This is a genomic window from Streptomyces sp. 3-6 (genome assembly GCF_056323165.1).
This window is the reverse complement of the sequence record NZ_JBWHZP010000002.1, coordinates 288534-306139: the sequence shown is the minus strand read 5'-3', so window position 1 is coordinate 306139 and position 17606 is coordinate 288534. Positions and strand designations below refer to the sequence as shown.

Below are 17606 nucleotides of genomic sequence, written 5' to 3'. Positions count from 1 at the left end.
ACGGTCCGGTTCCACGGAAGGCCCGCCTCGTGCGGGCCTTCCGTGCGCGGGTGCGGGAGCAGTTTGCGGTCGCGGGGGCCGGTCGGGTCGCGGTGGTCGGCCACCGACCGCCGACCGCGCGTATCCGCCCCCGAGCAGCCGCCGTAGCAACCCCCCGCGGGTGTGGCAGGTGACGGTTCCGAAGTCCTCTGCCGGGTAGGAGCGTTGCGTACGGGTGCTCAGCACCTGCGGGATCCCGCGGCATTCCCTTACGGCGACTCGTCGCCCAGGGCTGCGACGATGATCGCCCGGAGCCGGCTCGCCGCCAACTCCCAGTGGGCGGCCGGACTGTCGATGTCCGCCCACGTGTCGAGGACGTGCACCACGAACCGCCACTGCTGTCGGCTCAACGTGACGCTGACCCATTCGTGCTCCGGCGGCCATGTGCCGGACCCGGGCACATCAGGGTTCCAACCCCCGACCTGCTTCCAGCCGGCCTCGCGCACGGCACGGCCCCACTCGACTGTGTCGTCGCGGCCGTCTCGCGCCGCCAGCGAGACCTCGTTGTCCATGTCGCCGTCGATGTGGTGCCACTGCGACATCGTCATCTCGATCGACAGGTCCATGCCCAGGTCCCCCCACTCCTTCTGCCATCGTCGCCCCGGAGTCCGCCCCGCCGACGAGAGTCCCTAGCTCACCAGACCGTGCCGGTAGGCGTACACCACCGCCTGCACCCGGTCGCGCAGGCCCAGCTTGGTGAGGATGCGGGAGACGAAGGTCTTGACGGTTTCGTGGCTGATGACGAGGGCGGCGGCGATCTCGCTGTTGGAGCGGCCGTCCGCGATCAGGCGGAGGACCTCCAGTTCGCGCGGGGTGAGGGGGGTGTCGGGCGTGTCGTCGCGGGCGGGGCGGATGCGGGCGGCGTAGTGGCCGACGAGGCGGCGGGTCACGTCGGGGTCCAGGAGGGCCGCGCCGGTGGCCACGGTGCGGATGCCGTGCAGGAGGCGGTCCGGTGGGGCGTCCTTGAGGAGGAAGCCGCTCGCCCCGGCCCGCAGCGCCTCGTAGACGTACTCGTCCAGGTTGAACGTGGTCACCACGAGCACCTTCACGGGGTGCCGGACCCCGGCGCCGGCCAGTTGCCGGGTGGCCTCGATGCCGTCCAGGACCGGCATGCGCACGTCCATGACGACCACGTCCGGGCGGAGCCGCCCGGCCAGTTCGACGGCGGTCCGCCCGTCGCCGCACTCCCCGGCCACGGCCATGTCGGGCTGGGCGTCGATGATGGTCGACAGGCCGGTGCGGATGAGGGCCTGGTCGTCGCAGACCAGGACCCGGACGGGCGCGCTCACGCCGGGGTTCCGACGGGTATCCGCGCGCGGACCAGGAAGCCGCCGTCGTCCCGGGGGCCCGCCTCGAAGTCGCCGCCGAGGACGTCGACCCGCTCGCGCAGGCCCGCCAGGCCCCGCCCGCTGCCGCCGGGGGACGCGGCCCGCGAACCGGTGCCGTCCGTGCCGACTTCCACGGTGATCTCCCTTCCGCCGTGGCGCACCAGGACCGAGGTCCGGCTGCCGTGGTCGTACTTGAGCGCGTTGGTGAGGGCTTCCTGCACGACCCGGTAGGCGACGAGGTCGGCGCTGCCGGTCGACTCCGGTGGCGTGCCCTCCTCGGTCAGCTCCACCGGCTGCCCGGCCCGGCGAGTCTGCTCGACGAGCGTGAGCACCCGGCCGACGGTCGGCGTCCGGATGTCGCGACCGCCGGTGCCGTACTCGGGGTTGAGCAGGTCGAGCAGGTGCCGCAGGTCGGTGAGGGCCCGCCGTCCGGTGTCGCTGACGGTGGTCAGGGCCTGGTCGAGGCGGTCGGGCGAGGCGGTCAGGTACCGGGCCGCCTCGGACTGCACGACCATCGCCGTGACGTGATGGGTGACGACGTCGTGGAGTTCGCGGGCGATCCGGGTGCGCTCGGCGGTGCGGGCGTCCTCGGCGACACGGCGGCGGCGTTCGGCCTCGGCGGCGCGGGCGGAGCGCATCCACGCGCCGATGCCCCAGGCGAGGGCCAGTGCCAGGTAGAACGTCACGTACTCCGCCACGGGTTCGCCCGGCCCGCTCCGGTCGAGCACGAACGTCAGGGCCACGTAGGCCACGGAGGCGGCGACGACGGCCGGGCGGCGGAACCGCTCCACGTACGAGCCGGCGCTGACCAGCGCGACCGGCAGGGCGATGCCGGCGAAGAGGTGGTAGCCGCGGAGCTGGTCGAGGGCGAAGCCGCAGGAGACCAGGGCGAGGCAGACGAGCGGCCACCGCCGGCGCGCGGCGAGCGGGAGGCTCTGCAGCACCGCCGCGACCAGGGCGAGCCCGTCGGCGGGGCGGGTCGGCACACCGCCGAACTCGGTGCCGTTGCCCTGGAATCCCGGCAGGACCGAGGCGACGAGGATCAGGATCCCGAGCGGGAGGTCCCGGGCCGTGACGTCCAGGCGGCGCCACAGCTCCGGGACACGTCGGCGATCGATCACCGGGGCAGTGTAGTCGCGGCGTCGCGGCGGGCGGCCCGGCGGGCGCCGAAGGGCACGATGGTCCCGCGCCGGTGGGCCAGCCACAGGAACACCAGGGTCAGCAGCGCCCCGAAGCCGACGGCGTACACGCTGCCCTCGGGGCCGAAGCTGCCGCCGGTGAGCAGTTCGGGGCCTGCCGTCGAGGTGTCCAGGAGCCCTTCGTTGGCGCCGTTGCCGGAGACCTCGGTGCTGAAGACGCCGGCCGCGGCGAAGTTCCAGCCGAAGTGCACGCCGATGGTGAACCAGAGGCTGCGGGTGGCCGCGTAGGCGGCGGCGAGCATGAAGCCGGCCTCGATGACGATGGCGAGGGCGCCCCACAGGGTGGCGTTCTCGTTGAGCAGGTGCGAGAGGCCGAACACGAGGCCGGTGAGCAGCATGGCCGTGTAGGTGCCGAGGTGTTCCTCGACGATCCGGAACAGCACGCCCCGGTACACGATCTCCTCGATCGTCGCGACGGCGACCATGAAGCCGAGCAGGCCCAGGGCGCCGGTGACCGAGCCCAGGCCGTGGATGTCGTAGTACCCGGCGGTGGAGAGGTTCACGACGACGGCGGCGAACATCGCGCCGCCGACCAGGACGCCCCGCACGGTGCGGGCCACGGCGCGCTCGCGTGCCACGTCCTCGGCGGCCCGGTGTTCGGTGCGACGCACCACCCACGCGTAGACGGGCATGGCCGCCGCGGCGACCGTGACGCCGAGGACCAGCGTGAGCCAGTCGTCGTCCCGCACCGCGCTGACGGCGACGCCGCCCAGGGCGTACACCGCCATGACGGTCAGGAACTGCCAGACGAACCTCATGAGAACCCCTCTGCCGTGCCGCGACGGGTGCGCCGCGGGCTGCAAACGGGACGCTACGGAAACGGCGTTGGGGGGTCGTCACCTCACGGTGGACACCTGGCGGTAGCTCGCTCGGGGGACACGGCCCGGACTGTCCCCCGGCCCGGGGAGGGAGGGGGCCGCGGCCCCTTCCGTCACGCCTCGCGCAGCCGCTTGGCGAGCGGGCCGTCGCCGGTGACCCGGACCCGTCCCGCGCGGACCGCGTCGGTCAGGGCGAGGTCACCCCGGCTGATGGCGGTGCAGGTGTCCGTGTCCAGGGACAGCACCGCGTCCGGCTCACCGCCCGCGGGACCGTCGCCGTAGACGGGGCCGTCGCCGGGGCCGCTACCGGGGTCGTTGCCGGGGTAGGGACCGTCTCCCGGGGCAGGCCCGCCCCCGTCGGCGGGGCCGACGCCATGCAGGGGGGCCGCGCCCGCCCTCAGGTGGAACACCCCTTCGTCCAGGCGGACTTCGACCAGCCCCGTCTCCCCCTCCAACGCCCGCAACAGCGGCAGCGCGAACCAGTGGGCCCGCACCGCGTCGGTGGGCCGGCGCTCCCCCAGCGCCGCCTCGCCCCAGGCACCGAGGGCCTGGAGCACCGGCAGCAACGCCCCACCCCGTTCCGTGAGTTCGTAGACGTGGGCCGCGCCGGGCGGGGGCAGCCGGCGGCGGGTGGTGAGGCCGTCGCGTTCCATGTCCCGCAGCCGGGAGGCCAGGACGTCGGTGCTGACGCCCGGCAGGTCCGCGTGCAGGTCGGTGTAGCGCCGCGGGCCGGCGAGCAACTCCCGGACGATCAGCAGGGTCCAGCGGTCGCCGACGGAGTCGAGGGCACGCGCGGCGGAACAGTACTGGTCGTAGCTTCGGCGAGGTGGCATGCGTCGCAGTCTAGACATGTCGTTGGACTTTCCAAGCACCCACTTGGTAAAACCAAGCAACACCAGTGAACCGGAGGGGCGCATGGAGTTCCGGCAGTCGAGCAAGCTCAGCGAGGTCTGTTACGAGATCCGCGGCCCGGTGATCGAGCACGCCAACGCGCTGGAGGAGGCGGGCCACAGCGTGCTGCGCCTCAACACCGGCAACCCGGCCCTGTTCGGTTTCGAGGCGCCGGAGGAGATCCTGCAGGACATGATCCGGATGCTGCCGCAGGCGCACGGGTACACCGACTCGCGCGGCATCCTGTCCGCCCGCCGCGCCGTCGCCCAGCGGTACCAGACCCTCGGCCTGGAGGTCGACGTCGACGACGTCTTCCTCGGCAACGGCGTCTCGGAACTGGTGTCCATGGCGGTGCAGGCGCTGCTGGAGGACGGTGACGAAGTCCTCGTCCCCGCCCCGGACTTCCCGCTGTGGACCGCCGTGACCCATCTCGCCGGCGGCAGGGCCGTGCACTACCTGTGCGACGAGCAGGCCGACTGGTACCCGGACCTGGACGACATGGCCGCGAAGATCACCGACCGCACCAAGGCCGTCGTCATCATCAACCCCAACAACCCGACGGGCGCCGTGTACCCGAAGGAGGTCGTCGAGGGCATCCTCGACCTGGCCCGCCGGCACGGCCTCATGGTGTTCGCCGACGAGATCTACGACCAGATCCTCTACGACGACGCCGTCCACCACTCGGCCGCCGCCCTCGCCCCGGACCTGGTGGTCCTCACCTTCTGCGGCCTGTCCAAGACCTACCGCGTCGCGGGCTTCCGCTCCGGCTGGCTGGTGGTCACCGGCCCGAAGCAGCACGCGAAGGACTACCTGGAGGGCCTGACCATGCTGGCCTCCATGCGGCTGTGCGCCAACGCCCCCGCCCAGTACGCCATCCAGGCGGCCCTCGGCGGCCGGCAGTCCATCCGTGAGCTGACCGCGCCGGGCGGCAGGCTGCGCGAACAGCGGGACGTGGCCTGGGAGAAGCTGAACGAGATCCCCGGCGTCAGCTGCGTGAAGCCCAGGGGCGCGATCTACGCGTTCCCGCGCCTGGACCCCAAGGTCCACCGGATCCACGACGACGAGAAGTTCGTCCTGGACCTGCTGCTGCGGGAGAAGATCCAGGTGGTCCAGGGCACCGGCTTCAACTGGCCCTCCCCCGACCACTTCCGCATCCTCACCCTCCCCCACGCCGACGACCTGGAGGCCGCGATCGGCCGCATCGGCCGGTTCCTCGGCGGCTACCGGCAGTAGAGCCCACTCCCGAGGGCCCGCCCCCGCGCCCGGTTCACCCCCGGCTCCCGTCCGGGCGCCTCACGCGTCTGTCCGGGCCTGTCCGGGCCGCGCCGCGTGACGCCCGGCACCGACCGCCGGTTGGACACGGGGCGGCAGACGGAGGTGTGGGGACATGAGCGTGGAACCGTACGGCGCGGACGAGGAATCGGCGGCCGTTCTGCGGACGGTCGGGCGGATCATCAAGATGTGCCGGGAACGGCAGGGCCTGACGCAGGCCGCGCTCGGCGCGCAGATCGGGTACAGCGAGGAGCAGGTGTCCTCGGTGGAGCGGGCGCGGCGGGCCCCGGCGGGGTCCTTCCTCGACGCGGCGGACCGGGTGCTTCAGGCACAGGGCCTGATCTCGGGACTGAGGGCGGAGGTGGCGAAGGCCAGGTTCCCGAAGAAGGTGCGGGATCTGGCCAGACTCGAGGGGGAGGCGGTGGAGATCTGCGCGTACGACAACTCCGTGGTCAACGGCTTGTTGCAGACCGAGGAGTATCTGCGTGCGGTGTTCGGCTCACGACGGCCGGCCTTCGGCGAGGACGAACTGGAGCAGCTGGTCGCCGCGCGACTGGCCCGCCAGGAGATCCTCAGCGGGAAGCAGCCCGGGACGGCCTTCAACTTCGTGCATGATGAGGCTGCCCTACGTCGGCCCGTCGGGGGCAGGATGGTTCTGCGCAGGCAACTCGAACGGCTGTTGGAGGTCGGACAGATGCGCCATGTCGAGATTCAGGTGCTGCCCCTCGCCTCCGAGGACAACGCCGGTCTCGACGGCCCCTTCCACCTGCTGCGGTTGAAGGAGGGCACGACCGTGGGGCACAGCGACATCCAGCTCGTCAGCCGGCTGGTGTCGGATCGCCGTGAGGTGCAGCTGCTGGATCTCCGCTATGGGATCATCCGGGCCCAGGCCCTCACTCCGCGGGATTCGCTGGCCTACATCGACAACCTCTTGGGGGAGACATGAGCCCGACAGCACGAGCCGAGCTGGAGTGGCGCAAGAGCAGTCACAGCAACCCGGACGGGGCGGCCTGCGTCGAGATCGCCACCACCCCCCGCACCGTCCACGTCCGCGACTCGAAGCGCATACCCGGTCCCCGGCTCGCCTTCTCCCCCGCCCACTGGGCCGCCTTCCTCCCCTACGCCTGCGGGAAGCGATGACCCGACCGCCCACCGCCGCGCAGCGCCGTCTCATCGCGGCCGCCGATCCCGTGACCGGGCGGCTGAAGGGGACCGAGGCGCAGCTGGCGGCGCTGGTGCGGCGCGGGCTCGCCTTCCGGCATCCGCGGCCTCCGCACGACCACTTCCTGACGCCCGCCGGGCACCGGATCCGGGAGGGGGAGGCCGGGCCGGAGGCGGTGTCCGGGCCGGCGGCTCCGCAGGCGGCGCAGGCTCCCGCCGCCTCCGGGGTGTTCGCCGCGCGGGTGGGCGGTGAGGATCCGTCACCCGGGTCCGGGCCGGCCCGGCTGCGGGAGGTGCGCGGGGCCTGGCAGGGCCTGCTGGAGCTGCGCCGGATGACCAACCCCGACGGCGCCACGGACCGCCCGTGCGGCTGGGAGCGCGGGCACCTGACGCAGGCCGCCGCGCTGGCCCTGGAGGCCGCCGGGCACCGTCCGGCCGACCCGGACGGCGGGGGCGGCTACCGGGTGCGGGAGACACCGCAGCCGGAGGCGGTCGCCGTGTACGCGCCGGACGACGCGGAGCTGCGGGCCTGTGCGGGCACGCTGGAGCGGGCGGGCTGGCAGGCCGGGGAGTACACGGAGCCGAGGACGCGGACGCGTTACGTGCTGGCCTCCCCCCGCCGGGTGTGAGGGGCGTGTCAGGATCGGGGGGCCGGGCCGTCCGGCGGGCACCGTGAAGGCGGGCCCTGGACCGCGCACCACGAAGGGGACGCCGCAGTGACCGAGCCGAGGGAGCCGTTCTCCGTCCGGGTGACGGTGCGCGGGTACGAGACGGACACGCAGGGCCATCTGAACCAGGCCGTCTACCTGAACTACGCGGAGCACGCCCGCTGGTCGCTGCTCCGGGCGGCCGGGATCACCCAGTCGGGGATGATCTCCCACGGGGTGGGGCCGGTCGCCCTGGAGACCACCATCCGGTACCGCCGCGAGCTGCTCGCCGGGGACGAGGTGGACGTGAGCTGCGCGTTCGGCTGGGGCGGCGGGCGGACGTTCACCATGGAGCAGAGGCTCACCACGGCGGACGGGACGGTGGCGGCCGAGCTGACCGGGGTCGGCGGGGTGCTGGACCTCGAACGGCGGAGGCTGGTGGCCGACCCGGCGGCGGTGTTCCGACAACTGGCGTCCGATCCGGGGCTGTTCGGGCTGTAGGGCGGGAGAGGCGAGCGGGGCTCAGCTTTCACCCGCTGAAAGTTTCCGCCGTCCGGTTCCCGAGTTTCCAGGCCATCCGCTCCTACAGTGGACCAGACCACCAGAGAGCGCCGAAGACTCTTTACACGCCCGGAATCTACGTGCGTAACTAATGACGCGCGCACGTCAACTGTAGGTATCTGCCCAGGTGGCAGCGGCCGACGTCACCTCCTTCGCTCATCCCCACATGTGTCAGGAGGCAGCCCCGTGTTCTCTCTCCCCCGCTTCACGACCGGTCCCACCAGACGGATCGCCACCGCCCTCGGTGTCGTGGGCGCCGCCCTCGCCCTCACCGCCACCACCGTCGGGACGGCCGGCGCCGCGCCGGGGCCCGACCGGGACAAGGTCACCGTCGAACCCGGCCAGGCGTACATGGGTGTCGGCGCCCGTGTCCACGAGGACGTCCCGGCCGACGAGCCGTCGATGGGCGTCCTGGCGCCGACCGGCGGCGTGCAGGGCATCGACGTCTCGCACTGGCAGGGCGCCATCAACTGGACCTCGGTGCGCAACGCCGGCATCCAGTTCGCCTGGATGAAGGCGACCGAGGGCACCGGCTACAAGGACTCCAGCTTCAACACGAACTACCCGGCCGCCCACCGCGCCGGCGTGATCCGCGGCGCGTACCACTTCGCGCGCCCGAACCTCTCCAACGGCGCCACCCAGGCGAACTACTTCGTCAACAACGGCGGCGCCTGGTCGCGCGACAACCTGACCCTGCCGGGCGTGCTGGACATCGAGCACAACCCGTACGGGGCCATGTGCTACGGCCTGTCGACCACGCAGATGCGCACCTGGATCAACGACTTCTACACCGCCTACAAGTCGCGGACCGGCCGGGACGTGGTCATCTACACGACCGCGGGCTGGTGGAACACGTGCACCGGTGGCTGGACGGGCATGTCGGCCAAGAGCCCGCTGTGGGTGGCGCACTGGACCTCCGCCTCGGCCCCGACCATCCCCAGCGGCTTCCCCACCTGGACGGTGTGGCAGTACACCAGCACCGGGTCGGTGAGCGGCGTCTCCGGCAACGTGGACCGCAACCAGTTCAACGGCTCCCGCGACCGGCTCCTGGCGCTCGCCAACAACACGTGACGCCGTAGTACCGCGCACCCGCGATCACGCGGCGGAGCCGGTCGCCCCCACGGCGCCGGCTCCGCCGTCTCCCCCACCCTCTCCCCCTCCCCCGAACGAGGAGTGATCGTGCCCTCCCAGCACCCGTCCCCGTCCTCCCCGCGCGCCTCCCGGCGCCGGCTGCTGCTCGCGGGAGCGGCGGGCCTCGCCGCCGCGACCGCCGTCACCGCCCTGCCGGGCACCGCGCTGGCCCGTGGCGCCGAGGCCGTCGAGCCGGACATCGACTCCACCGCCGCCTGGAACGCGCGCGCCCCGAAGGGCACCATCGGCGTCCTGCAGTACCGGCCGAGCCGGATCGTGATCCACCACACGGTCAGCACCAACTCCACCGACCACTCCCGGGCGCAGGCGCACGCCCACGCCCACTGGGTGCAGGACCTGCACCTGGACAAGAACGGCTGGGCGGACACCGGCTACCACTTCCTGGTGAGCCGGGGCGGCTGGATCACCGAGGGGCGGCACGGCAGCCTCCAGGCGCTGCGCGGCGGCCGGACCTTCGTGCTCGGCGCCCACACCTCGGGGCAGAACAACCACGCGATCGGCATCGCGAACGAGGGCGCCTACCACGCGGGCGCACTGCCGCCGAGCGCGCAGTGGGAGGTGCTGGTGGCGCTGTGCGCGTACACCTGTGAGCGGTACGGCATCCCGTCGGCGGAGATCCACGGCCACAAGGACTACGGCACCACCCAGTGCCCGGGCGTGTACCACGACATGCTGCCCCGGCTGCGCGAGGAGGTGGCGGCGGCCCGGGGCGCGTGATCCGGACGGCCAGGGCCCCGGGCGGGCGGGGTGGTCCGCCGTACGCGCCGGTCCCGGCGTCCCGCCACGGGCCGGCCGGGGGCCTCGCCCGCGCCGGGACGGCGGCGCGGGGGCGGCTCACGGCGGGGGCGGCGGTTCACAGCGGGCGCGCCGGCGGTTCACGGGGCCGCCGGGGCGCCCGCCTTCGTGATCTCCTCGCCCGGCTCCATGGGGTGGGTGACGTCGGCGGCGCCGCGGCGGCCGGTGCCGAGGTGGTTGAAGACGACGTTCAGCAGGACCGCCACCACGCAGCCGGTGGAGATGCCGGAGTCCAGGACGATCCGGGCGGTCTCCGGGAAGGAGTGGTAGAACTCCGGCGCGCTGACCGGGATCAGGCCGACCGCGAGCGCGACCGCCACGATCAGGACGTTGTTGTCCTTCTCCAGCCCCGCCTTCACCAGGCTCTGGATGCCGCTCGCCGCGACCGAGCCGAACAGGACGACGCCGGCCCCGCCGAGGACGGGGCGGGGCACGACGGCGATCAGTGAGGCGACGACGCCCGCGTACATGGCGGCCACGTGCTGCAGGCCGGTCGTCGCCATGGTGAGCGCGGGCAGTTTCTCGTCGACGGGGTGGTCGGCCACTGCGGTTCTCCTCCGGTCGGTTACACGGCAGCGGTGGGTGCTGCCGCGGGTGTCAAGGAGGTGGTGCGGGCGGGCGGGTGGAGCGGGGTGCGGCGGACGGGCCCGGGTGCGGCGGGCAGGGGGCGTCACCCGCCCGGGTCGCGGCCGGGCGGGAGGGGAAGGAGCCGGGTGGACGGACGGCCCGTGGGGGTGGGGCGCCGGGGACGGGAGGTCGGGGGTGGCCGTCCCCGGGGCGGGCGCGGACGCGCGGCCCCGGGGACGGCCGCCGCGGACCCGGCGGGGGTCCACGGTCACCGGCCGGGAGCCGTCCCTCCCGGCCGGAGACTTCGGGGGCGTGCCGTCCGGCTCAGTCGCCGGCGGCGATCCGGGCCAGGCGCCGCGCCTCGGTGCGGGTGGAGCGGGCGATCTCCTCCTCGTCGACGGTCAGCAGCCGCCCGTCCTCGACGATCTGACGGCCCTGCACGAAGGACGCGGTGACCGGGGCCGCCGCGCCGAGGACGAGGGCGGAGACCGGGTCGGCGATGGAGGCGTGGGCGAGGGTGTCCATCCGCCACAGCACCAGGTCGGCCAGCTTGCCCGGTTCCAGGGAACCGATGTCGTCCGCCCGGCCGAGCACCTTCGCTCCCCCGTACGTGCCGAGCCGCAGGGCCTGACGGGCGGTCAGGGCGCGCTCGCGGTGCGGGCCGAGGCGGTTGACGAGCAGGGCGTTGCGCAGTTCGGTGTGGAGTTCGCCGGACTCGTTGGAGGCGGTGCCGTCCACGCCGAGGCCCACCGGGACGCCGGCCGCGAGCAGGTCGGGGACGCGGGCGATGCCGGCCGCGAGGCGGGCGTTGGAGGAGGGGCAGTGGGCGACGCCGGTGCCGGTGCGGGCGAAGGCGGCGATGTCGGAGTCGTTCATGTGGACGCAGTGCGCCATCCACACGTCCTCGCCGAGCCAGCCGGTGGACGCGAAGTAGTCGGTGGGGCCCATGCCGAACAGTTCGTGGCAGAACTTCTCCTCCTCCACGGTCTCCGAGCCGTGGGTGTGCAGGCGCACGCCGAGCCGGCGGGCCAGGTCCGCCGCGTCCCGCATGAGGTCGGTGGAGACGGAGAAGGGCGAGCAGGGCGCGACGGCGACCTGGGTCATGGCGTCGGAGGAGGCGTCGTGGTGGCGGCGGACGGTCTCCTCGGTGGCGGCGAGCGCGTCGTCGAGGGTCTCGACCGCGAAGTCCGGGGGCAGTCCGCCGTCCTTCTCGCCGCGGTCCATGGAGCCGCGGGCGAGGGTGAAGCGGACGCCGGTCTCCCGGGCGGCGCCGATGATGGCGCCGGACAGGTCGCCGGTGCCGCGCGGGTACACGTAGTGGTGGTCCATGGCGGTGGTGACGCCGCCGCGGGCCATCATCGCGAGCGAGCCCCGCGCCGCCGCGCGCACCATCGGCTCGTCGAGGCGCGCCCAGGTGGGGTAGAGGGCGACGAGCCAGTCGAAGAGGTTGTGGTCGGTGGCCAGGCCCCGGGTGAGCCACTGGTAGAAGTGGTGGTGGGTGTTGACCAGTCCCGGGGTCACCAGGTGCCCGGTGGCGTCGATGCGGCGGACGACGTTCTCCAGGCCGGCCGGGGCGGGGCCAACGCCCAGGGACTCGATGCGGGGGCCGGCCAGGACCAGGTGCCCGGAGGCGTACTCGGTGTCCTGGGCGTCGACGGTCGCGATCGCCGCGTTCTCGACGACGATGCGCTGGACTGCTGCCATGGTGCGTCCTTTTCGCGTACGGGGAGAGGGCACGGCAGGACCCGGGGAGAGTTGAGTGCCGTGGCCGGGGCGCGTGCTGGGCACGGGTTCCCCGGCCACGGGTGCCGAAATGCGGTGCGGTCAGAGGTTGGTGAGGTCCACCGGGATGAGCGCCTCGGCGCCCTCGCGCAGGACGGTGGCCTCGATCAGGCCGTAGGGGCGGTCGGAGGCGAAGTAGACGGCCGAGTCGGCGGTGTCGTTCTTCGTGCCGAAGGGCTCCAGGTCCACCAGGAAGTGGTGGCTGTTGGGGAGGGAGAAGCGGACCTCGTCGATCTCGTCGCGCCGCTCGATGATGCGGGCGCCCATCTCGTAGAGCGTCTGCTGCAGGGAGAGCGAGTAGGTCTCGGCGAACGCCTCCAGCAGGTGCCGGCGGGTCTCGGCGTAGGACTCCTCCCAGTCGGGCATCGGCTGGTCGTCGTCGGTCCAGCCGAAGCGCCAGCGGGCGGAGACGGAGGTGGCGAGGATCCGGTCGCGGGTCTCCGGGAGGGTGGTGTAGCGGTCCTTGACGTAGCCCCAGAACTCGGAGTCGGTGGAGTTGAGCACCGTCAGGTCCGTCAGGCCCGAGACGACCTCCCAGCGTGCGCCGTCGTAGGTGACCTGGGTGAGGCGGGTCTCCTGGCCGGTGCGGACGAAGGAGTGCTCGCCGCGGTCGGTGCCGGGGGCGGCGATCCGCTCCCAGGCGTACTCCTCGACGCGGATGCGGGCCCGGTGGATCGGCTCCTGCGAGGTGACGAAGTGGCGGGCGAGGTGGACGGCGAACTGCTCGGCCGACTCGATGCCGTGTTCCTTGGCGAAGGCGAACACGGTGTTCTTGGTGGTGTCGGTCGGCAGGACGTGGGCGTTGGAGCCGGAGTAGTGGACGTCGTCCATGTCGCCGGAGAGCGCGACGGAGACGTTCAGGTCCTTGATGTGGTGGGTGTCGCCGTCCCGGGTGACGCGGACGACGCGGTTCTCCGCCTTGCCGTACTGGTTCTGGCCCAGGACCGCGATGCGGGCCGGGGACGGGGCGGGGCGGTCGGGTCGGGGTGTGGCGGCCATGGTCTGCTAGCTCCCTCGGTATACGGAGTAGCCGAACGGGCTGAGCAGCAGCGGTACGTGGTAGTGCTCGCCCGGGACGACGGCGAACGTGACCGTCACCTCCGGGAAGAACACGGCCGGACCGCTGTCCCGGTGCGCGGGGGCGTCCTGCTGCGCGACGGCTTGCTTCTTCGCCTGCTGTTCGAGGTACGGCTCGACGGCGAAGTCGAGCCGTACGTGGGTGGTTCCCTCCGGCGGGGCCGGGAGGTCCTTGCACCGCCCGTCCGCGTCGGTGGCGGAGCCGCCGAGCGCCTGCCACCGCGCCTCCTGGCCGGCGCGGGCCGAGAGGTGGACGGCGACGCCCGCGGCGGGGCGGCCGGCGCTGGTGTCCAGGATGTGCGTGGACACGGATGCGGTGGTCGTGGTGCTCATGGCTGCGTCAGTCCTTAGCGACGAGTCGGGCCAGTCGGATGCGGTTGATCTTCCCCAGTTCGGTGCGGACGGTCTCCCGCTCCTTCTCGGGCGGGTTGCCGAGCCGTTCCCGGAGCGCGTCCCGCATCCGCTCGCCGGTCTGGCCGGTGGCGCAGATGAGGAACACGTGGCCGAACCTCTCCTGGTAGGCCAGGTTCAGGTCCAGCATCTCCGCCTTCAGCTCGGCGGAGGCGCCGGACATGCCCGCCTGTTCGCGGGTGGACGCCGGATCACCCGGCTCGGGGCGGCCTATCGGGGGATGCCCGGCCATCGCCTCCGCGAGGTCCGCCGCCGTCAGCTCGGCCAGGGCGGCGTCGGAGGCGGCGTACAGGTCCTCGGGGGTGGCGTAGGGGCGGGCGGCGAGCAGGTGCCTGCCCCATGCCGTGGAGGCGCAGATCCTCAGGAGTGCGGCGCGGGCCGCGCTCTCGTCGAGGGTGTTGAACCGGGCCAGACCCTGCGGCGTGTCGGTGGACGTCACGGGAGCCTCTCGGGGGCCGCGCACGGCCGTGGTGCCGAACGCGGGCATCGTGCGGAACGGGCGGGGCGCCGGGCCGGTGGGTGCCGGCCGGGCGTGCCGACAGTGAACGCCGCCCCGCACCGCACGTCAACAGTTTGTTGAAAATTCGCGGGCGGTACGCCTGGGTGCGGGACCGGCCTCGACCGTGAACGCGCAGGTCGGGCCGGGTCGGAGGGCCACCGTGATCCGCCCGGGCTCAGGCGCCCTTCTCGCGGTTGAGGTAGTTGTAGACGGTGAACCGGCTGACGCCGAGCGCGCTCGCCACGGTCTCCACGCCGTGCCGCACCGCGAAGGCGCCGCGCGCCTCCAACCCCCGGACGATCTCCTGCTTGGCCTTGCGGTCCAGCTCCGCCAGCGGCCGGCCCCGACGGCGCTCCAGCGCGGCCAGGATGTGGTCGAGGGAGTCGGCGAGCTGCGGCAGGCGCACGGCGACCACGTCGGCGCCCTGCCAGGCGAGCACCACGTCGTCGGGCCCGGCCTCGTCGGGCGGCAGCAGTTCCGCGCCGATGGCGTCGATCAGCGGCCTGACGGCCGCGACGAACGGTTCCTCGGCCGCCGCGCCGGTCATTCCCCGACCTCCCCGATCACGTTGACCTGGAGTGACACCCGGGTGGCGCCCGCGGCGAGGGTGCGGCGCAGCAGGGCGTCGACGGCCCCGAGCACGGCGTCGGCGCCGCCCTCCACGGTGTTCCCGAACGGGCCGACGTCGACCGCGTCCAACGGCGCGGCCTCGACGGTCTCGCGGGCCACCACGGCATGCTCCGGCGCCTCGTCGAGGTCGAAGGGCTCGGTCGTGAACTCCACTCTCAATCGCACGCGCCCAACCTAACCCGCACACCGCGATCCCGGCCCCGGGCGGCGCCCGTTCCCCCTCCGGCCGACGCCCGCACCCGGCCTCCGAGTCACGCCACCGCCGCCCTCGGGACCAGCGGAGCATCCGGGACCTGCGGGACCTGCGGACCTGCGGGACCCACCGGGCCCGTCGGCGGCGCGTTCGGCGGTTCCTTTCCGGACCGCCTCTTGACAAGCGCCCCGGCGCGACTGCAATCTTCCAATGTGCAGAAAACAACTTCCACATAGCGGAAGTAAGCGCACGTGGAGGTCAGCGCACGTGGCGCCGCCCGGCGCCCCGGCGGCCGGCCCCGATCGTCCCGTCGGCCCCGCGTCTGCACCCCGTCCCGCCCACGTCCCCCGACGCCCCGATCACGGAAGGGAGCGGCCCCGATGCCGGGTTTCGACCGGAGTACAGCCGCCGACCAGCGCTTCAGCGTCAACCTGTCGATGCTGTTCACCGAACTCCCGCTCCTGGAGCGCCCCGCCGCGGCGGCCGAGGCCGGGTTCACCGCGATCGAACTGTGGTGGCCCTGGACCGACACCCCCACGCCCGGCCGGTCCGAGCTCGACGCGCTGCGCACGGCGATCGAGCGCGCCGGGGTCCGCCTCACCGGCCTGAACTTCTACGCCGGCCGGCTGCCCGGCCCGGACCGGGGTGCCCTGTCGGTGCCGGGTGCGGAGTCCGAGCGGTTCCGCGCCAACCTCGACGTGGCCGCCGGCCTCGCGGGCTCCCTCGGCTGCACGGCCCTCAACGCGCTGTACGGCAACCGCGTCGACGGCGTGGACCCGGCCGAGCAGGACGCGCTCGCGCTGGAGAACCTCACGCTGGCGGCCCGGGCCGCGGACCGGGTCGGCGCGGTGCTGCTGATCGAGGCGCTCAACGCGCCCGAGTCCCCGCGCTACCCGCTGGTCTCCGCGCCGGCCGCCGTGGACGTCGTCGAGAAGGTCAACGCGGCGACCGGACTGGGCAACGCGCGGTTCCTGATGGACCTGTACCACCTGGCGATGAACGGGGAGGACCTCCCCGCGGTGATCGACCGGTACGCCGCCCTCACCGGCCACGTGCAGATCGCCGACAGCCCCGGCCGCGGCGCCCCCGGCACCGGATCGCTGCCGCTGGCCGAGCTGCTCCGGCGGCTGAGGACGGCCGGATACACCGGCCCGGTGGGCCTGGAGTACAAGCCGCACCGGCCCGGCGGCCCCACCGGCCCGGAGTCCTTCGACTGGCTCCCGGCCGAGGCCCGGGCGGCCCGCTGACACCTGGCTCCGGGCGGCCCGCCGGCACCCCGGGCCGGCCCGGGGCGAACCCCCGGCACGGGCGGCGCCGTGAGCCGCCCCGAGAGACGAACGCAGCGACAGAGGCAGGAAGGCACCCCCTATGAGCACGCTTCCCAAGGTCGCCTGGATCGGACTCGGCATCATGGGCTCCCCCATGTCCGAGAACCTCATCCGGGCGGGCTACCAGGTCACCGGATACACCCTGGAACAGGCCAAACTCGACCGCCTCACCGCGGCCGGCGGCACCGCGGCCGGATCGGTCGCCGAGGCGGTGCGCGACGCGGACGTCGTCGTCACGATGGTGCCGGCCTCCCCCCAGGTCGAGGCCGTCGCCTACGGTCCCGACGGCATCCTGGAGAACGCCCGCCCCGGCACGCTGCTGATCGACATGTCCTCGATCACCCCGCAGACCTCCGTCGACCTGGCCGCCGCCGCCCGCGACCAGGGCATCCGGGTGCTCGACGCCCCGGTGTCCGGCGGCGAGGCCGGGGCGGTGGAGGCGGTGCTGTCCATCATGGTCGGCGGTGAGCAGGCCGACTTCGAGGAGGCCCGGCCGCTGCTGGAGGCCCTCGGCCGGACCATCGTGCTGTGCGGTCCGCACGGATCGGGTCAGACCGTGAAGGCCGCCAACCAGCTCATCGTGGCCGTCAACATCCAGGCGTGCGCCGAGGCGGTGGTCTTCCTGGAGAAGTCCGGCGTGGACCTCAAGGCCGCGCTGGAGGTCCTGAACGGCGGGCTGGCCGGCTCCACCGTGCTGACCCGCAAGAAGGACAACTTCATCAGCCGCGACTTCGCGCCGGGCTTCCGCATCGACCTGCACCACAAGGACATGGGCATCGTCACCGACGCGGCGCGCACGGTCGGCGCCGCGCTGCCCGTCGGCGCGGTCGTCGCCCAGCTCGTGGCGAGTCTGCGCGCACAGGGCGACGGCGGGCTGGACCACTCCGCCCTGCTGCGGGCGGTCGAACGGCTGTCCGGCGCGGCGGCCTGACCCCGCGCCCTCCCGGTCCCCGGGCGGTGCCGGTGCCGTCACCTGTTGTGTCGCGCCCGGGCGCCGGCACCGTCCGGATCCCCCTTCTTCTGCCACCCCGGCCGTTCCACCGGAACGGCACCCGAAGCTCGCGTACGGCCTCTGACGGGAGGTCGGGACCGTACGCGGCCCGCGCGGACCGCGCCCCGCCCCGACGAGGGGCCGGGCGAAGTCCGCCGGGCGGGACGGGGACCCGCGGTGGCGTGCGAGCCAGTGCGGTGGTGAAGGCCGCCGGCGCCTCTTCTTCGACCTGAGGGGAGGGGCACCGGTGCCGTCGCACCCGCCG

Annotated in this window: 21 protein-coding genes; 9 read left to right on the top strand and 12 right to left on the bottom strand. The window is 73.5% G+C overall.

What is annotated here, in order from left to right; genetic code table 11:
• Positions 1-248: 248 nt before the first annotated feature.
• From AC02VZ_RS05540 to AC02VZ_RS05520, 5 genes are all read right to left on the bottom strand, one after another.
• Positions 249-605, bottom strand: a complete 357-nt coding sequence (locus AC02VZ_RS05540) for a hypothetical protein (RefSeq protein ID WP_432054926.1) — start codon at positions 603-605, stop codon at positions 249-251.
• Between the two features lie 63 nt (positions 606-668).
• A complete protein-coding gene (locus AC02VZ_RS05535; RefSeq protein ID WP_432054927.1) occupies positions 669-1328 on the bottom strand; it encodes a response regulator in 660 nt (219 codons plus the stop codon).
• A complete protein-coding gene (locus AC02VZ_RS05530) occupies positions 1325-2488 on the bottom strand; it encodes a sensor histidine kinase (RefSeq protein ID WP_432054928.1) in 1164 nt (387 codons plus the stop codon). Before AC02VZ_RS05530 ends, AC02VZ_RS05535 begins: the two co-directional genes overlap by 4 nt.
• Positions 2485-3324 carry a CPBP family intramembrane glutamic endopeptidase gene (locus AC02VZ_RS05525; protein WP_432054929.1) on the bottom strand — a complete coding sequence of 280 codons (840 nt, stop codon included), beginning with the start codon at positions 3322-3324 and terminating at the stop codon, positions 2485-2487. Before AC02VZ_RS05525 ends, AC02VZ_RS05530 begins: the two co-directional genes overlap by 4 nt.
• A 173-nt stretch (positions 3325-3497) precedes the next feature.
• Positions 3498-4217: a winged helix-turn-helix transcriptional regulator gene (locus tag AC02VZ_RS05520; RefSeq protein WP_476474681.1), complete on the bottom strand. Its 720-nt coding sequence runs from the start codon at positions 4215-4217 to the stop codon at positions 3498-3500.
• An 82-nt stretch (positions 4218-4299) separates the two neighbouring features.
• Here AC02VZ_RS05520 and AC02VZ_RS05515 point away from each other — a divergent pair, with 82 nt between their 5' ends.
• From AC02VZ_RS05515 to AC02VZ_RS05485, 7 genes are all read left to right on the top strand, one after another.
• Positions 4300-5508 (top strand): pyridoxal phosphate-dependent aminotransferase, encoded by a 1209-nt coding sequence (locus AC02VZ_RS05515; RefSeq protein WP_476474680.1) that lies wholly within the window; start codon positions 4300-4302, stop codon positions 5506-5508.
• Between the two features lie 154 nt (positions 5509-5662).
• Positions 5663-6493 (top strand): helix-turn-helix domain-containing protein, encoded by an 831-nt coding sequence (locus tag AC02VZ_RS05510; RefSeq protein WP_476474679.1) that lies wholly within the window; start codon positions 5663-5665, stop codon positions 6491-6493.
• Positions 6490-6687, top strand: coding sequence for a DUF397 domain-containing protein (locus AC02VZ_RS05505; RefSeq protein WP_476474678.1), 198 nt, complete (start codon positions 6490-6492; stop codon positions 6685-6687). Before AC02VZ_RS05510 ends, AC02VZ_RS05505 begins: the two co-directional genes overlap by 4 nt.
• Positions 6684-7337 (top strand): hypothetical protein, encoded by a 654-nt coding sequence (locus AC02VZ_RS05500; RefSeq protein WP_476474677.1) that lies wholly within the window; start codon positions 6684-6686, stop codon positions 7335-7337. The genes AC02VZ_RS05505 and AC02VZ_RS05500 overlap by 4 nt, the downstream gene beginning before the upstream one ends.
• A gap of 87 nt (positions 7338-7424) precedes the next feature.
• Entirely contained in the window at positions 7425-7856 is a 432-nt protein-coding gene (locus AC02VZ_RS05495) for an acyl-CoA thioesterase (protein WP_476474676.1), read from the top strand.
• Positions 7857-8102: 246 nt separating this feature from the next.
• Positions 8103-8987, top strand: coding sequence for a lysozyme (locus tag AC02VZ_RS05490; protein WP_432054936.1), 885 nt, complete (start codon positions 8103-8105; stop codon positions 8985-8987).
• Between the two features lie 108 nt (positions 8988-9095).
• On the top strand, positions 9096-9785 hold the full coding sequence (locus AC02VZ_RS05485; RefSeq protein ID WP_476474675.1) for a peptidoglycan recognition protein family protein: 690 nt from the start codon (positions 9096-9098) through the stop codon (positions 9783-9785).
• Between the two features lie 158 nt (positions 9786-9943).
• Here the strand turns inward: AC02VZ_RS05485 and AC02VZ_RS05480 are convergent, their stop codons facing one another.
• The 7 genes from AC02VZ_RS05480 to AC02VZ_RS05450 all read right to left on the bottom strand — a co-directional run bounded on the left by AC02VZ_RS05480 (position 9944) and on the right by AC02VZ_RS05450 (position 14994).
• A complete protein-coding gene (locus AC02VZ_RS05480) occupies positions 9944-10408 on the bottom strand; it encodes a solute carrier family 23 protein (protein WP_476474674.1) in 465 nt (154 codons plus the stop codon).
• Positions 10409-10754: 346 nt separating this feature from the next.
• Positions 10755-12134 (bottom strand): 8-oxoguanine deaminase, encoded by a 1380-nt coding sequence (locus AC02VZ_RS05475; protein WP_476474673.1) that lies wholly within the window; start codon positions 12132-12134, stop codon positions 10755-10757.
• A 120-nt stretch (positions 12135-12254) separates the two neighbouring features.
• Positions 12255-13211, bottom strand: a complete 957-nt coding sequence (gene pucL / locus AC02VZ_RS05470; protein ID WP_476474672.1) for a factor-independent urate hydroxylase — start codon at positions 13209-13211, stop codon at positions 12255-12257.
• 6 nt (positions 13212-13217) lie between these two features.
• Positions 13218-13622: a hydroxyisourate hydrolase gene (gene uraH, locus AC02VZ_RS05465; protein WP_476474671.1), complete on the bottom strand. Its 405-nt coding sequence runs from the start codon at positions 13620-13622 to the stop codon at positions 13218-13220.
• A gap of 7 nt (positions 13623-13629) precedes the next feature.
• On the bottom strand, positions 13630-14139 hold the full coding sequence (gene uraD / locus AC02VZ_RS05460; RefSeq protein ID WP_476474670.1) for a 2-oxo-4-hydroxy-4-carboxy-5-ureidoimidazoline decarboxylase: 510 nt from the start codon (positions 14137-14139) through the stop codon (positions 13630-13632).
• Between the two features lie 235 nt (positions 14140-14374).
• Positions 14375-14746, bottom strand: a complete 372-nt coding sequence (locus AC02VZ_RS05455) for a helix-turn-helix domain-containing protein (RefSeq protein ID WP_476474669.1) — start codon at positions 14744-14746, stop codon at positions 14375-14377.
• The gene (locus tag AC02VZ_RS05450; RefSeq protein ID WP_476474668.1) at positions 14743-14994 is read right to left on the bottom strand and encodes a YkoF family thiamine-binding protein; all 252 of its coding nucleotides are present in this window, start codon (positions 14992-14994) and stop codon (positions 14743-14745) included. The genes AC02VZ_RS05455 and AC02VZ_RS05450 overlap by 4 nt, the downstream gene beginning before the upstream one ends.
• A 408-nt stretch (positions 14995-15402) precedes the next feature.
• Between AC02VZ_RS05450 and AC02VZ_RS05445 the strand changes: the two genes are divergently transcribed.
• Together AC02VZ_RS05445 and AC02VZ_RS05440 are read left to right on the top strand one after the other, a co-directional pair.
• Positions 15403-16269 (top strand): TIM barrel protein, encoded by an 867-nt coding sequence (locus AC02VZ_RS05445; RefSeq protein ID WP_476474667.1) that lies wholly within the window; start codon positions 15403-15405, stop codon positions 16267-16269.
• A 121-nt stretch (positions 16270-16390) separates the two neighbouring features.
• On the top strand, positions 16391-17281 hold the full coding sequence (locus AC02VZ_RS05440; RefSeq protein ID WP_476474666.1) for a 2-hydroxy-3-oxopropionate reductase: 891 nt from the start codon (positions 16391-16393) through the stop codon (positions 17279-17281).
• Positions 17282-17606 lie beyond the last annotated feature (325 nt).

Coding starts and splice junctions, on each gene's coding strand:
- AC02VZ_RS05500 (WP_476474677.1), top strand. CDS start 6,684: ATGACCCGACCGCCCACCGCCGCGCAGCGCCGTCTCATCGCGGCCGCC.
- uraH (WP_476474671.1), bottom strand. CDS start 13,622: ATGAGCACCACGACCACCGCATCCGTGTCCACGCACATCCTGGACACC.
- AC02VZ_RS05475 (WP_476474673.1), bottom strand. CDS start 12,134: ATGGCAGCAGTCCAGCGCATCGTCGTCGAGAACGCGGCGATCGCGACC.
- AC02VZ_RS05505 (WP_476474678.1), top strand. CDS start 6,490: ATGAGCCCGACAGCACGAGCCGAGCTGGAGTGGCGCAAGAGCAGTCAC.
- pucL (WP_476474672.1), bottom strand. CDS start 13,211: ATGGCCGCCACACCCCGACCCGACCGCCCCGCCCCGTCCCCGGCCCGC.
- AC02VZ_RS05525 (WP_432054929.1), bottom strand. CDS start 3,324: ATGAGGTTCGTCTGGCAGTTCCTGACCGTCATGGCGGTGTACGCCCTG.
- AC02VZ_RS05510 (WP_476474679.1), top strand. CDS start 5,663: ATGAGCGTGGAACCGTACGGCGCGGACGAGGAATCGGCGGCCGTTCTG.
- AC02VZ_RS05540 (WP_432054926.1), bottom strand. CDS start 605: ATGGACCTGTCGATCGAGATGACGATGTCGCAGTGGCACCACATCGAC.
- AC02VZ_RS05455 (WP_476474669.1), bottom strand. CDS start 14,746: ATGACCGGCGCGGCGGCCGAGGAACCGTTCGTCGCGGCCGTCAGGCCG.
- AC02VZ_RS05440 (WP_476474666.1), top strand. CDS start 16,391: ATGAGCACGCTTCCCAAGGTCGCCTGGATCGGACTCGGCATCATGGGC.
- AC02VZ_RS05520 (WP_476474681.1), bottom strand. CDS start 4,217: ATGCCACCTCGCCGAAGCTACGACCAGTACTGTTCCGCCGCGCGTGCC.
- AC02VZ_RS05515 (WP_476474680.1), top strand. CDS start 4,300: ATGGAGTTCCGGCAGTCGAGCAAGCTCAGCGAGGTCTGTTACGAGATC.
- AC02VZ_RS05445 (WP_476474667.1), top strand. CDS start 15,403: ATGCCGGGTTTCGACCGGAGTACAGCCGCCGACCAGCGCTTCAGCGTC.